The 12,055-nt window shown below is 74.0% G+C and carries 12 protein-coding genes and 1 riboswitch; of the genes, 5 read left to right on the top strand and 7 right to left on the bottom strand.

The annotated features are described in order from the left end of the window. Positions 1–7: 7 nt before the first annotated feature. From OG982_RS07130 to thiO, 6 genes are all read right to left on the bottom strand, one after another. On the bottom strand, positions 8–541 hold the full coding sequence (locus tag OG982_RS07130; protein WP_266948170.1) for a DUF4396 domain-containing protein: 534 nt from the start codon (positions 539–541) through the stop codon (positions 8–10). A gap of 79 nt (positions 542–620) precedes the next feature. Next, positions 621–1,508, bottom strand: a complete 888-nt coding sequence (locus OG982_RS07125; protein WP_266948169.1) for a deoxyribonuclease IV — start codon at positions 1,506–1,508, stop codon at positions 621–623. Positions 1,509–1,514: 6 nt separating this feature from the next. Beyond that, on the bottom strand, positions 1,515–3,437 hold the full coding sequence (gene pknB, locus OG982_RS07120) for a Stk1 family PASTA domain-containing Ser/Thr kinase (RefSeq protein ID WP_266788755.1): 1,923 nt from the start codon (positions 3,435–3,437) through the stop codon (positions 1,515–1,517). A 184-nt stretch (positions 3,438–3,621) separates the two neighbouring features. Further along, positions 3,622–4,416, bottom strand: a complete 795-nt coding sequence (locus tag OG982_RS07115; RefSeq protein ID WP_266948167.1) for a thiazole synthase — start codon at positions 4,414–4,416, stop codon at positions 3,622–3,624. 5 nt (positions 4,417–4,421) lie between these two features. Next, a complete protein-coding gene (gene thiS / locus OG982_RS07110; RefSeq protein WP_266788759.1) occupies positions 4,422–4,622 on the bottom strand; it encodes a sulfur carrier protein ThiS in 201 nt (66 codons plus the stop codon). Continuing rightward, positions 4,619–5,800, bottom strand: coding sequence for a glycine oxidase ThiO (thiO, locus tag OG982_RS07105; protein ID WP_266788761.1), 1,182 nt, complete (start codon positions 5,798–5,800; stop codon positions 4,619–4,621). The genes thiS and thiO overlap by 4 nt, the downstream gene beginning before the upstream one ends. After that, a riboswitch (TPP riboswitch) is annotated at positions 5,798–5,910 on the bottom strand. It overlaps the preceding gene by 3 nt. Before the next feature lie 92 nt (positions 5,911–6,002). On the opposite strand from thiO, the gene OG982_RS07100 reads away from it, so the two are divergent. The 5 genes from OG982_RS07100 (at position 6,003) to OG982_RS07080 (ending at position 10,470) form a co-directional block, all read left to right on the top strand. Then, positions 6,003–7,223 carry an NAD(P)/FAD-dependent oxidoreductase gene (locus OG982_RS07100; RefSeq protein ID WP_266948165.1) on the top strand — a complete coding sequence of 407 codons (1,221 nt, stop codon included), beginning with the start codon at positions 6,003–6,005 and terminating at the stop codon, positions 7,221–7,223. A gap of 148 nt (positions 7,224–7,371) precedes the next feature. Next, entirely contained in the window at positions 7,372–7,737 is a 366-nt protein-coding gene (locus tag OG982_RS07095; protein WP_266788765.1) for an Rv2175c family DNA-binding protein, read from the top strand. Positions 7,738–7,817: 80 nt separating this feature from the next. After that, positions 7,818–8,456, top strand: coding sequence for a thiamine phosphate synthase (gene thiE, locus OG982_RS07090; protein WP_266788767.1), 639 nt, complete (start codon positions 7,818–7,820; stop codon positions 8,454–8,456). A 94-nt stretch (positions 8,457–8,550) separates the two neighbouring features. Beyond that, positions 8,551–9,465, top strand: coding sequence for a methylenetetrahydrofolate reductase [NAD(P)H] (gene metF, locus OG982_RS07085; protein ID WP_266788769.1), 915 nt, complete (start codon positions 8,551–8,553; stop codon positions 9,463–9,465). Between the two features lie 51 nt (positions 9,466–9,516). Further along, the gene (locus OG982_RS07080; protein ID WP_266788771.1) at positions 9,517–10,470 is read left to right on the top strand and encodes a hypothetical protein; all 954 of its coding nucleotides are present in this window, start codon (positions 9,517–9,519) and stop codon (positions 10,468–10,470) included. Between the two features lie 71 nt (positions 10,471–10,541). Here the strand turns inward: OG982_RS07080 and OG982_RS07075 are convergent, their stop codons facing one another. Beyond that, positions 10,542–12,035, bottom strand: a complete 1,494-nt coding sequence (locus OG982_RS07075; RefSeq protein WP_266788773.1) for an NAD(P)/FAD-dependent oxidoreductase — start codon at positions 12,033–12,035, stop codon at positions 10,542–10,544. Between the last annotated feature and the right edge of the window lie 20 nt (positions 12,036–12,055).

Raw genomic sequence — 12,055 nt, 5'->3', positions numbered from 1 at the left:
GGCGGTCTCAGTGGTGGTACTGGTGGACGACGGCGTGCCCCTTGCCGCGGCCGATCAGCCACTTGTTGACCGGGGTCGTCACGACGAACGCCACCGCGAGTGAGATCGCGAGCACGATCCAGAACAGCGGCTCCGAGAGGTGCGCGTCCATGGCGCCCGGCCACAGGGCGATGACGCCGTTGTCGATCAGCTCCATGACGGCGATCGAAAGAGTGTCCGCCGCCAGCGCCACCCGGACGGCCGTGCGCAGGTCGACACCCGCCGAGAGGATGCCGCGCAGGGTGAGCGCGTAGCCGAAGAAGAACGCGAGGACGATCGCCAGGACCATCGTCGCCACGTTGCCCCAGCCGAGGGCGGTGCCGATGACCATGCCGAGCACCTCGCCGATGGCGCATCCGGTGAGGCAGTGGAGGGTGGCCCGGGCGGCCATGGCCCACGTGGCCCTGGGGTGCCCGTGCCCGTGCCCGTGCGCATGCCCGTGTTCGTGCCCGTGTTCGTGCCCATGCGCATCTGCGTGCTCGTGGTCGTGTGCGTGATCCATCGGAACCCCCTGGGAACGCCTGAGTACGGTTCTGCCGATCAGCAGAACCGTATACCCCCCTAGGGTATTCCTCAAGGAATCAGTGCAGCTCCCGGAGCTCCTTCAGCAGCGCCACGTCGGCCGCGTGCCCTTCCTTGCCGCCCGGGGTCTCGATGATCAGCGGGACGCCCTCCGTCGCGGGGTGCGAGAACAGCTCGGCGAACGCCTCGCGGCCGATGTGGCCCTGGCCGATGTTGGCGTGCCGGTCCTTGTGGGCGCCCACGCCCTCCTTGGAGTCGTTCGCGTGGATCAGCTTCAGCCGGCCCTCGCCGACCGTGTCCACCAGCAGGTCCAGCGTCCGCTTCGTGCCGCCGGGCTCGGCCAGGTCGTGCCCCGCCGCGAAGATGTGGCAGGTGTCCAGGCAGATGCCGAGCTTCGGGTGGTGGTCGAGCGCCTCGAAGTACGGACCGAAGTCCCAGGTCCGCGAGCACAGCGAGTAGCCCTGCCCGGCCGTGGACTCCAGCAGCAGGAACGGGTCGTCGTCATGCGTCAGCTCGTCCAGCAGCGGCAGCATGTGCTCCCTGACCTGCGCGTACGCCTCCTCGCGCGGGCGGCCGCCGGTCGCCGAGCCGGTGTGCACGACCACCCCGAGCGCGCCGATCTCGCGACCCCGGCGCAGCGAGTGCCGCAGCGACTCCACCGACTTCTCGACCGTCGCCTCCGTGTGGGAGCCGAAGTTGATCAGGTACGGAGCGTGGACGTACGCCGGGATCGACTCCTGCGCGCACTGGGCGCGGAACAGCTCGTCCTGCGCCGGGTTGCCGACCGGGGTGGCCCAGCCGCGCGGATTCGCGACGAAGACCTGAACGGCCTCGGCGCCCATCTCCCGGGCGTACGTCAGCCCGACCGAGGCCAGCCCGCCCGCGACGGGGACGTGCCCGCCGACGGGATTGCGGCGCGCCGGATCCCCATGCACCAGGTGTTCCACGTACGACTACAGCCCCTTGGTCCGGATCACGATCGTGCTGCCCTCGGGGGCGCTCTGGCCGCCGGGCACCGACTGCGCGTCGATGGTGTTGCTGAAGGAGATGAACGGCTTCTCCACCTTCACCTTGAAGCCCAGGGCCTCCAGCGCCTTGCGCGCCGTGTCCGCGTCCTGGCCGGTCACGTTCGGCACCGGGATCTGCCGGGGGCCCTTGGAGACGGTGAGCGTCACCGTGTCGCCGGCCGCGGCCTGGGATCCGGCGGCCGCCGACTGGGCGGCGACCGTACCCGCCGGGAAGGGGGAGTTGACCTGCTCGGCGGCCGTCTCCACCTTGAGGCCGAGGCCCTGGAGGGCGGCGCGGGCCTGGTCGAGGGGGGCGCCGGTCACCGTCGGGACCTGCACCGGGCGGCCCTTGCTGACGAGCAGGGACACCGCCGTGTCGGGCGCCCGCTTCTCGCCGCCCGCCGGGTCGGTGCTGATCACCGAGCCCTGCGCGACGTCCTGGCTGAACGCCTGCGAGACGACGCCGGGCTCCAGGCCCGTCTTCGTCAGCTCGGCCTTGGCCTCCTCCAACGGACGGCCCTTGAGGTTGGGTACCGCGACGACCTCCGGGCCGCGCGAGACGGTCAGCGTCACCGCGCCGTTGCCGCGGATCCGCTTGCCGCCGGCGGGGTCGGTGTCCATCACGGTCCCGCGGTCGAAGGCCTCGCTGAACTTCCGGTCGATCCCCTTCACGCCGAGACCGGCCGCCGACAGCTCGGACTTGGCCTGTGCCTCGGTCTTGCCGAGCAGGTTCGGGACCTTGGTGAACTGGCCGGAGCTGATGTACCAGACGCCGGTGCCGATGCCGAGCGCGACCAGCACCGCGGCGACGACGAGGAACACGCCGCGGCGGCGGGCGGCCCGGGGCGCCGGGGCCGCGGTCGTCTCCTGCGCCTGCGCCGGGGAGGTCGGCGGGAGCAACAGCCGCGAGGTCTGGTTCATGGGCTCGGGCGGGGCGACCGGCCGGGGGATCACACTGGTGCGGTCCTCGGTCGGGTCGTGCGCCTCGGCGCGCGCCTGCGGCGGTACGGCGTCCAGCTCGCCGTCGCTGATCCGGGCGCGGGCGTCGAGGGTCAGACCCAGCAGGGACGCGGCGTCGTACGGGCGCAGCTCGGGGTTGCGGGCGGTGGCCTGCGCGACGAGCTCGTCGAGGACGACCGGGAGCCCGGGAACGGTGGCCGACGGGGGCGGGACGTCCTCGTTGAGGTGCTGGAAGATCACCTGGGCGGGGCTGCCGCCGGTGTGGGGCTTGGCCCCGGTGAGCATCTCGTAGAGGACGACGCCGCAGGCGTAGACGTCCACGCGGGTGTCGGCGACGCCGTTCTCGATCTGCTCGGGGGCGAGGTAGGAGACGGTGCCGAGGACGGATCCGGTGGTGCTCGTCACGGAGTCGATGGAGCGGACGAGCCCGAAGTCCGCGACCTTGACCCGGCCGTCCTCGCCGATCAGGACGTTCTCCGGCTTCATGTCACGGTGCACGAACCCGGCCCGGTGCGCGGCGCCGAGGGCGGCCAGGACGGGCTCCAGGATGTCGAGCGCGGCCCGGGGCTGGAGCGCGCCGCGCTCGCGGAGCACGTCGCGCAGGGTGCAGCCGGAGACGTACTCCATGGCGAGGTACGTGTACGGGCCGTCCGTGCCCTGGTCGAAGACGCCGACGACGTTGGGGTGCGCGAGGCGGGCGACGGACTTGGCCTCACGGATGAAGCGGTCGACGAAGCCGGCGTCGGCGGCGAGCGCCGGGTGCATCACCTTCAGGGCCAGGACGCGGTCGAGTCGGGTGTCGAGGGCGCGGTAGACCGTGGCCATGCCGCCGGCCGCGATGCGGGCGTCGACGCGGTAGCGGCCGTCGAGCACGCGCCCGACGATGGGGTCATCCAAGGTCGTATCCACCCGGCGATTCTACGAGCGCCCGCAACCCTCCCCACCAGCATCCCGCCCCGTTGCAGCGCACCTGTGACGCACCCCTCCCCTCCGGGAGCCCGCGCTTGAGGCGCCGCCGGGGCTGGGAGATCCAGCCCCGGCGGCGTTTGAGGACCGGGTCCGGGCGGCGCCTGGTGATCCAGCCCCGCCGAGGTCAGAAGGCAGGGCGTTCCGGGTCCAGGGCGGCGCGGCCCTCGGTGGGGGAGGACGCGGCAGCGAACCGGCGTTGCGGGATGCGCCCCGCCCGGTACGCCAGCCGCCCCGCCGACACGGCGTCCCGCATGGCCGCCGCCATCAGCACCGGCGCCTGCGCCCGCGTCACCGCCGAGGCCAGCATCACCGCCGAGCACCCCAGCTCCATGGCGAGGGCGGCGTCGGAAGCCGTGCCCGCCCCCGCGTCCAGGACCACCGGGACCCCGGCCCGCTCGCAGATCAGCTCGAAGTTGTGGGGGTTGCGGATCCCCATCCCCGACCCGATCGGCGACCCCAGCGGCATGATCGCCGCGCAGCCCACGTCCTCCAGCCTGCGCGCGAGCACGGGGTCGTCGTTCGTGTACGGGAGGACGGTGAAGCCCTCGTCCACCAGCGTCTCCGCCGCGTCCAGCAGCTCCACGCCGTCGGGAAGGAGGGTCCGCTCGTCGGCGACCACCTCCAGCTTGACCCAGTCCGTGCCCAGCGCCTCCCGCGCGAGCCGCGCCGTCAGCACCGCCTCGCCCGCCGTGAAGCAGCCCGCCGTGTTGGGCAGGACCGCGATGCCGAGCCGGGTCAGGACCGACAGGACCGAGCCCTGCACTGTCGGGTCCAGCCGGCGCATCGCGACCGTCGTCAGCTCCGTCCCGGAGGCCACCAGTGCGCGCTCCAGGACGTCGAGGCTCGGCGCCCCGCCGGTCCCCATGATCAGACGGGAGGAGAAGCTCCGGCCGCCCAGCTCGAAGACGTCGTCGGCCATCACGCTCAGCCTCCCTGCACGGCGGTCAGGATCTCGACCCGGTCGCCCTCGCCGACCGGGGTGGCCGGCCACTGGCCGCGCGGGACGACGGTCTCGTTCAGCGCGGCCGCGACACCGGCCGGCGCCGCGGTCAGGGTGGCGACCACCGCGTCCAGGGTGGTGCCGGCCGCGACCTCGCGCGGCTCGCCGTTGACGGAGATGGTCATGCGTACGACTCCTGACGTGCCGGGGTGAAACGACGCGGGGTGAAGGGGCGGGCGATCTCCGGTACGACGCCGGTGGTCAGCAGCTCCGCCATCACCTCGCCGGTGATCGGGGTCAGCAGCACCCCGTTGCGGTAGTGCCCGGTGGCCAGGTGCAGACCGGGCAGATCGGTCGGCCCGAGCAGCGGGGCGTTGTCGGGAGAACCGGGACGGAGCCCGGCGCGGGTCTCGGTCAGCGGGAGTTCGGTGATGCCGGGAACCAACTCGTGGGCGTCGCGCAGCAGCTCGTACACCCCGCCCGCGGTGACCGTCGTGTCCCAGCCGAGTTCCTCGCTGGTGGCGCCGACGACGAGTTCGCCGTTCTCGCGCGGGACCAGGTACACGTGGCTGCCGCGCACGACGGCCCGTACGGTCCGGGACAGGAACGGCCCGTACCCGGGCGGCACGGTCAGCCGCAGCACCTGCCCCTTCACCGGCCTTACCGGAGCCGCCACCTCCGGCGGTACGCCGGCCAGCCGGCCGCTGAGCGACCCCGCGGCCAGCACCACCTGGTCGGCGCGCGGTTCCGTACCGTCGTCGAGCCGTACCCCGACGGCCCGGTCGGCGGCGGTGAGCAGCCGCTCCGCGCTCGCCCGGCGGATCTCCACCCCGGCGCGCTCGCAGGCCGCCAGCAGCGCGGCCGCCAGCCGGCGCGGGTCGACCTGGTGGTCGCCGTCCACGCGCAGGCCGCCGCGGACGCCCGGGGCCAGCATCGGCTCCAGGCGGCGGCACTCGCGGCCGGTGAGCCACTCGGACTCCAGGCCGCAGCGGCGCTGGAGCGCGTGCAGCTCGCGCAGGTGGAGCCGGTCGTCGGCGTCGAGGGCCACGGCGAGGGTGCCGCAGGCGCGGTAGCCGATGTCCATCCCGCCGCTGGCGTCGGCCAGTTCGGCGGCGAACTCCGGGTAGCGGGCGGCGGAGGCGAGGTTCAGCCCGAGCAGGGTCTCCTCGCCGTAGTGCAGTTCGGTGACGGCGGCGAGCATGCCGGCCGCGACCTGGGCGGCGCCGCCGCCGGGTGCCGGGTCGACGAGTGCGGTGCGCAGCCCGCGCCGGGCCGCCTGCCAGGCTGTGACCAGGCCGATGATGCCGCCCCCGATGACGAGGACGTCGGATCCCGTGTCGGATTTGTTCCGAGATGAGTGCATGGGCGTCCAGCCCCTCCCTTCGCCGGCATGACCCGGATCAGGTTCGTACGGTCGGAGGCCGTCCAGCCTCCCTCTCAGTCCGGTGCGCCCGGACTCCCGCGATAGGTACGGTGGCCAGACTAACCCCGGCGTCGGTGCCGGGTAAGGCTGCCTTCCCCGGCCACTATTCCTGACGGAGTGTCAGATGATTAGGGTGGGCTGGATGAGCGAGCAGACGGAACAGACTCAGAGCGGTGTCGTCATCGTCGGTGCCGGAATGGCCGGGGTGCAGACGGCCGTCGCACTGCGGGAGCGGGGATGGACCGGCCCCGTGACCCTGCTGGGCGCCGAGCCGCACCAGCCGTACGACCGACCGCCGCTGTCGAAGGCGGTGCTGCTCGGCAAGGCCGAGGATTCCGCGTTCGACGTGGACTTCGAGGGCCTCGGCATCGAGCTGCGGCTCGGCGTGGAGGTCACCGGGCTGCGGGCCGCCGAGCGCGAGCTGGACACCGAGGCGGGCCCGGTCCCGTACGAGGTGCTCGTGCTGGCGACGGGCGCGGAGCCGCTGACGCTGCCCGGGTCGGAGGGGATCCCCGGCGTGCACCTGCTGCGCACGCTGGACGACGCGGCGCGGCTGCGGCCGGTGCTGGCGGCGGCGCCGGCGACCGTGGTCGTGGGGGCCGGCTGGATCGGGGCGGAGTTCGCCACGGCCGCGCGGGAGGCGGGCTGCGAGGTGACGGTCGTCGAGGCGGCGGACCGGGTGCTCGCGGGCGCGCTGCCGGCGGAGGTCGCGGCTCCGATGGCGCGGTGGTACGAGGAGGCGGGGGCCTCGCTGCTGACCGGCGCGCGGGTGGCCTCGGTGGAGGCGGGCCGGGTCGCGCTGGCCGACGGGCGCTCGCTGGAGGCGGGCGCGGTGGTCGTCGGCATCGGGGCCCGCCCCGCGACGCGCTGGCTCGCGGGCTCGGGCGTCGAGCTGGGCCCGGACGGCTCGGTCACGGCGGACGCGTACCTGCGGACGTCCCTGCCGGGGGTCTGGGCGGTGGGCGACTGCGCCTCGTTCCCGTCGGCCCGCTACGGGGAGCGCCTCCTGGTCCACCACTGGGACAACGCCCTTCAGGGCCCTCGCTCCGTCGCGGCGAACATCCTGGCGGGGGAGCCGGCCCAGGTCTACGACCCGGTGCCGTACTTCTGGTCGGAGCAGTTCGGCCGTTTCGTGCAGTACGCCGGGTACCACGGCGGGGCGGACGAGCTGATCTGGCGCGGCGACCCGGCCGACCCCGCCTGGTCGGTGTGCTGGCTCCGGGGCGGAGCCCTGGTGGCGATCCTCGCGGTGGGCCGCCCCCGCGACCTGGCCCAGGCCCGCCGCCTGATCGAATCGGCCACGCCCGTCTCCCCGGCCGCCCTGTCGGACCCGTCCACCCCCGTCAAATCCGCCACCCTCTGACCCGCCCGGGCTGAGCCCACGGGGCCGGAAGACCCGGCCCCGCCGACGCCGCGGGCGGGCACCCGGTCCGGGGCCTGGGGCGGGGCCCGGACCCCGGACGGGGTGGTCCAGGTACCGGCGGCGAGTCCGAGGTGGCAGGCTTGGGTCCGTGACCGAGATTGACGCAAAGATCGATGCCCTTGTCCCCGACTGGCTGTACCTCCCCGACATCGCCGAGATGCTCGACATCGAGGTGACACGGGTCCGCCAGCTGGTCAAGGAAGGTCAGCTGCTCGCCGTACGACGGGGCGAGAACCGTTCGCTCCAGGTGCCCGCCCCCTTCATCGACGGCGACAAGATCGTCAAGGGCCTGACCGGCCTGCTGACCGTGCTCCGCGACGACGGCTTCTCCGACGAGGAGATCCTGGAGTGGATGTTCACCCCGGACCCCACCCTGCCCGGCACCCCCGCGCAGGCGCTGAGCGAGAATCGCGGCACGGAGGTGAAGCGCCGCGCTCAGGCGCTCGCCCTCTGACCTGATCCGCATCCGCTCCACCGCGGTGTACGGGCCGAGCGCGCGGGCCCGTACGCCGCCACCACCACGGGGGGTAACCCATGCAGCAGCTGTCCGACGCCCGGCTCTACCTCTGCACGGACGCCCGCAAGCGGCAGGGTGACCTCCCCGAGTTCCTCGACGCCGTCCTCGCCGGCGGAGTGGACATCGTCCAGCTCCGCGACAAGGGCATGGAGGCCGGCGAGGAGCTCGAACACCTCCGGGTCTTCGCCGACGCGGCCCGCCGCCACGGCAAGCTGCTCGCCGTCAACGACCGCGCCGACGTCGCGCACGCCATCGGCTCCGACGTCCTGCACCTCGGCCAGGGCGACATCCCGGTGCCGGCCGCCCGCGCGATCCTCCCCGGGGCCGTCCTCATCGGACGCTCCTGCCACGCGGAATCCGAGGTCGACGCCGCCGTCGCCGAGCCCGGCGTGGACTACTTCTGCACCGGCCCCTGCTGGCCCACCCCCACCAAGCCCGGCCGCCACGCCCCCGGCCTCGACCTCGTCCGGTACACCGCGGCGCTCGCCCAGGACCGGCCCTGGTTCGCGATCGGCGGCATCGACGGCACGAATCTGGACGAGGTCCTCGACGCGGGCGCCACTCGCGTCGTCGTCGTACGCGCCGTCACCGAGGCCTCCGACCCCGGCGCCGCCGCCGCCGACCTGGCCAAGCGGGTCCGCGCCCGCCTCCCGTAGGACCCGCCCGCCCGGCTCCCCGTAGGTGTCCAAAAACGTGTCCAATGGGTGGACGTCGCTTCGGCGTGCGCCGGGCCGCGTCTAACCTGCCGGTATGGCCCTTGGTACCGCTTCCACCTGGTCGGACCGTGCACACACGGTCCGCGATCTCCTCGCGTCCGGGAGCTCGTACTCGTTCGAGTTCTGGGCCCCCAAGACCGAGAAGGGCGAGCGCAACCTCTGGGAAGCGCTCCGCCGGATCGAGGCGGTCGCCCCGAGCTTCGTCTCCGTCACGTACGGAGCCGGCGGCTCCACCCGCGGCGGCACCGTCCGCGCCACCGAGCAGATCGCCGCGGACACCACGCTGACCCCGGTCGCTCACCTCACCGCCGTCGACCACTCCGTCGCCGAGCTGCGCCACGTCATCGGCCAGTTCGCCGACGCCGGCATCCGCAACATGCTCGCGCTGCGCGGGGACCCGCCGGGCGACCCCATGGCGCCCTGGGTGAAGCACCCCGAGGGCGTGGACTACGCCGCCGACCTGGTCCGCCTCCTCAAGGAGTCCGGCGACTTCTGCGTCGGCGTCGCCGCCTTCCCCGAGATGCACCCGCGTTCGCAGGACTGGGACACGGACATCCGGCACTTCGTGGACAAGTGCCGCGCGGGCGCCGACTACGCGATCACCCAGATGTTCTTCCATCCGGAGAATTATCTGCGGCTGCGCGACAGCGTCGAGAAGGCGGGCTGCGAGACCCCGATCATCCCCGAGGTCATGCCTGTTGTGGGAATCAAGCAGCTCGACCGGCTGCCCCAACTGAGCACCGCGGTCTTCCCCGACGCCGTGAAAGAGCGCATGCTCGCGGTCAAGGACGACGCGGCCGCTGTACGCTCCATTGGCATCGAGTTCGCCACGGAGTTCTGCGCGCGGCTGCTGTCCGAGGGTGTCCCGGGACTGCACTTCATCACGCTGAACAATTCCACGGCGACTCTCGAGATCTACGAGAACCTGGGCCTGCACCAGCGGGCCTGATCGGCCGTCCCCCAATTCCCGTGTCGACGGCCGTACCGAGAGGGGCCACGCATGGGAATGACGGTCCTCTACATCGCGTTCGGTTTCGTCGCGTTGTGGCTGCTTGCCGAGGTCCTGATGCAGTACAAGGCCCGGCTGCGCTGGCGCCTGCTCGCCTTCGCCGGCTTCCTCGGTGTGGTTGCCGGCGTGGTGCTGCCGTCCGTGCTGGTCATCGCGGTCGGCGCGGCCGCGTTCGCCGTCGGCCAGACCCTGGTGACGCTGTCCTTCCGCAAGGGCTTCGTGGCCGGCTGGGCGCTGCGCCGCGGCGGTGAGCCCGTACGGCAGACCGGACGCCGCCGGGCCGGAGGCGCGGCCCGCCCGGAGCCCGCGCTGGAGGTCACCGCGCTGGAGTACGGGCCCGACGCCGGCTCCGCCGACCCGGACGCGGACGACGCCGCCGAGGACGTGTTCAGGGCCGGCAAGGCCGCCAAGGGCGCGAAGGCCCCGGACGCCGACGAGGTCTACAGCCCGCAGCCGCTGCCCGAGGACACCGGTTCGTACGGGATACAGAGCTTCGCCCCGACCGCCGACGCCGGGCAGACGGCCGCGTTCGCCTCGCCGTTCACCACGGCCGAGCAGGACGCCCACCAGTACGCCGCCTACTACGACCAGCAGAACCAGGGCGGTTACGGCTACGGCAACGGCTACCCGGCGGACGGCCAGCAGGTCTACGCCGCCTACTCGGACCCGTACATCGGCACCGGCGGCGGTGTCGCCCCGCAGCAGCCCTACTACGACGGCGGGTACGCCCCGTACGCGGGCCAGGCCCCGGACCCGTACGCCGGCGCCCAGCAGCAGTACTCCATGGACACCCCGCCCGGCGGGATCTGGGTGCCGCAGCAGCGGGACGCCGCGCAGCCCTACCCGGGCGGCCAGGAGCAGGACCCGTCCGCGTACCCCCAGGAGCAGCCGCAGGGCTACCCGTACCAGGGCGGCACGGGGGAGTACGAGCAGTACCGCTACTGAGCGGCCCTCACCTCACCGGGGCCCCGCCGGGATCGGCGGGGCCCCGGGACCCGGGCCCCGGCCCCCCGAGGTCACTGCGAGCCGCGGAAGTCCGCGCCCTCCACGATCAGCCCCGCCACCAGCGCCCCGGTCATCCCGGCGTGCGCGAGCCCGCCGCCCGGGTGCGCCCAGCCGCCCGCCAGGAACAGCCCGGGCAGGGCGGTGGCGTTCCCCTGGTGCAGCAGCCGGCCCCCGGCCCCCGCGACGGCGGGCGGGGGCACCGCGCCGCCTACCGCGCCCGTGGCCCGCGCGACATCGGCGGGGGTGCGGAGCTCCTGCCACAGCAGCCGCCCGCGCAGCCCGGGCACGGCCCGCCCGGCGGCGGCGAGCAGCTCCTCGGTGTAGCGGCCCACCAGCGCGGTGTCCGACCAGTCCAGCACCCCCTGGGGGGCGCACACGGCGCTCACCGTGACGGCCTCGTGGTCCGCGTCGGGCCGGGTCGCCGGGTCGTCGGGCCGCAGCACCGTCACCGTCGGGTGCTCGGCGTGCTCCCCGGCGAAGGCGGCCCGGGCCTCGGCGGCGAGGCTCGGGGAGTGGACGACGGTGCGGTGCGCGGCGTCGGCGGGGCGGGCGCCGCGCAGGGCGAGGAAGAGGGTGATCCGGCTGGGCACGCCGGGTCCCCGGGCGGGGACGGCGTCGGCCGGCCGCGGCACGGTGCCGGGCGGCAGCTGCCTCGGGTCGATCCCGCAGACCACGAAGTCGGCGGCGACCTCGGAGCCGTCGGCCAGCAGCAGCCCGGCCGCCCGGCCGTCGCGGACCAGCACGTCCCGTACCGCGCCGTTGAACTCGAAGGCGACCTTCCGCTCCAGGCAGCGCTCGTGGACGGCGGTGGCCAGCGCGCGCATGCCGCCGCGGACGTACCAGCTGCCGAAGGTCTGCTCCATGTACGGAACGACGGTCGCGGCGGCCGGGGTGGCGTCGGGGGCCAGGCCGTGGGCGAGCACCGGGCTCTCCAGCAGGCCCGCGAGTTCCCCGCCCAGCTCGCGCTCGGCCACCTCGGCAAGCGTCGGCGGGCGGCGGCGCAGCAGGCCGCTCTTGCGGAGCGCGGGGTACGGATCGCCGCCCAGCACCTGCCAGTCGGGGCGCAGCGGCTCCTCCAGCAGCGGGCGGCGGGTGGCGTCCCAGGCGTCGCGGGCCCGGCCCAGGACCGCGCTCCAGCGCTCGCCGGCGCCCGCGCCGAAGGCCTCGTCGATGACGGCGGCCGCGCCGCCGCGCGAGACGTTGGGCAGGGTGACCACGGTGCCGTCGGGCAGCAGGTGCCGTACGGCGGGATCCACCTGGACCAGCTCGACGCACTCCTCCAGGGGCCGCTTGCCGGTCTTCACGAAGAGGTCGCGGTAGACGGCGGGCAGGTGCAGCAGCCCGGGGCCCGTGTCGAAGGCGAAGCCCTCGCGCTCGTACCGCCCGACCGAGCCGCCGTAGGTGCTCCCGCGCTCGTACACCGTCACCTGGTGGCCCGCCACGGCCAGCCGGGCCGCCGTCGCCATCGCGCCCATGCCGGCGCCGATCACCGCAATTCGTGCCATGCGGCCGAGCCTATCGAGCG

Origin of the sequence: Streptomyces sp. NBC_01551, assembly GCF_026339935.1 — a bacterium.
In the GTDB taxonomy this organism is placed as follows: Bacteria; Actinomycetota; Actinomycetes; order Streptomycetales; family Streptomycetaceae; genus Streptomyces.
This window is presented reverse-complemented; position numbering and strand designations above follow the sequence as displayed.

Excerpts from the sequence above, each read along its gene's own strand:
- OG982_RS07130 (WP_266948170.1), bottom strand. The coding sequence starts at position 541 with ATGGATCACGCACACGACCACGAGCACGCAGATGCGCATGGGCACGAA.
- OG982_RS07115 (WP_266948167.1), bottom strand. The coding sequence starts at position 4,416 with ATGGCCGACGACGTCTTCGAGCTGGGCGGCCGGAGCTTCTCCTCCCGT.
- thiS (WP_266788759.1), bottom strand. The coding sequence starts at position 4,622 with ATGACCATCTCCGTCAACGGCGAGCCGCGCGAGGTCGCGGCCGGCACC.
- thiO (WP_266788761.1), bottom strand. The coding sequence starts at position 5,800 with ATGCACTCATCTCGGAACAAATCCGACACGGGATCCGACGTCCTCGTC.
- OG982_RS07100 (WP_266948165.1), top strand. The coding sequence starts at position 6,003 with ATGAGCGAGCAGACGGAACAGACTCAGAGCGGTGTCGTCATCGTCGGT.
- thiE (WP_266788767.1), top strand. The coding sequence starts at position 7,818 with ATGCAGCAGCTGTCCGACGCCCGGCTCTACCTCTGCACGGACGCCCGC.
- metF (WP_266788769.1), top strand. The coding sequence starts at position 8,551 with ATGGCCCTTGGTACCGCTTCCACCTGGTCGGACCGTGCACACACGGTC.
- OG982_RS07080 (WP_266788771.1), top strand. The coding sequence starts at position 9,517 with ATGGGAATGACGGTCCTCTACATCGCGTTCGGTTTCGTCGCGTTGTGG.
- OG982_RS07075 (WP_266788773.1), bottom strand. The coding sequence starts at position 12,035 with ATGGCACGAATTGCGGTGATCGGCGCCGGCATGGGCGCGATGGCGACG.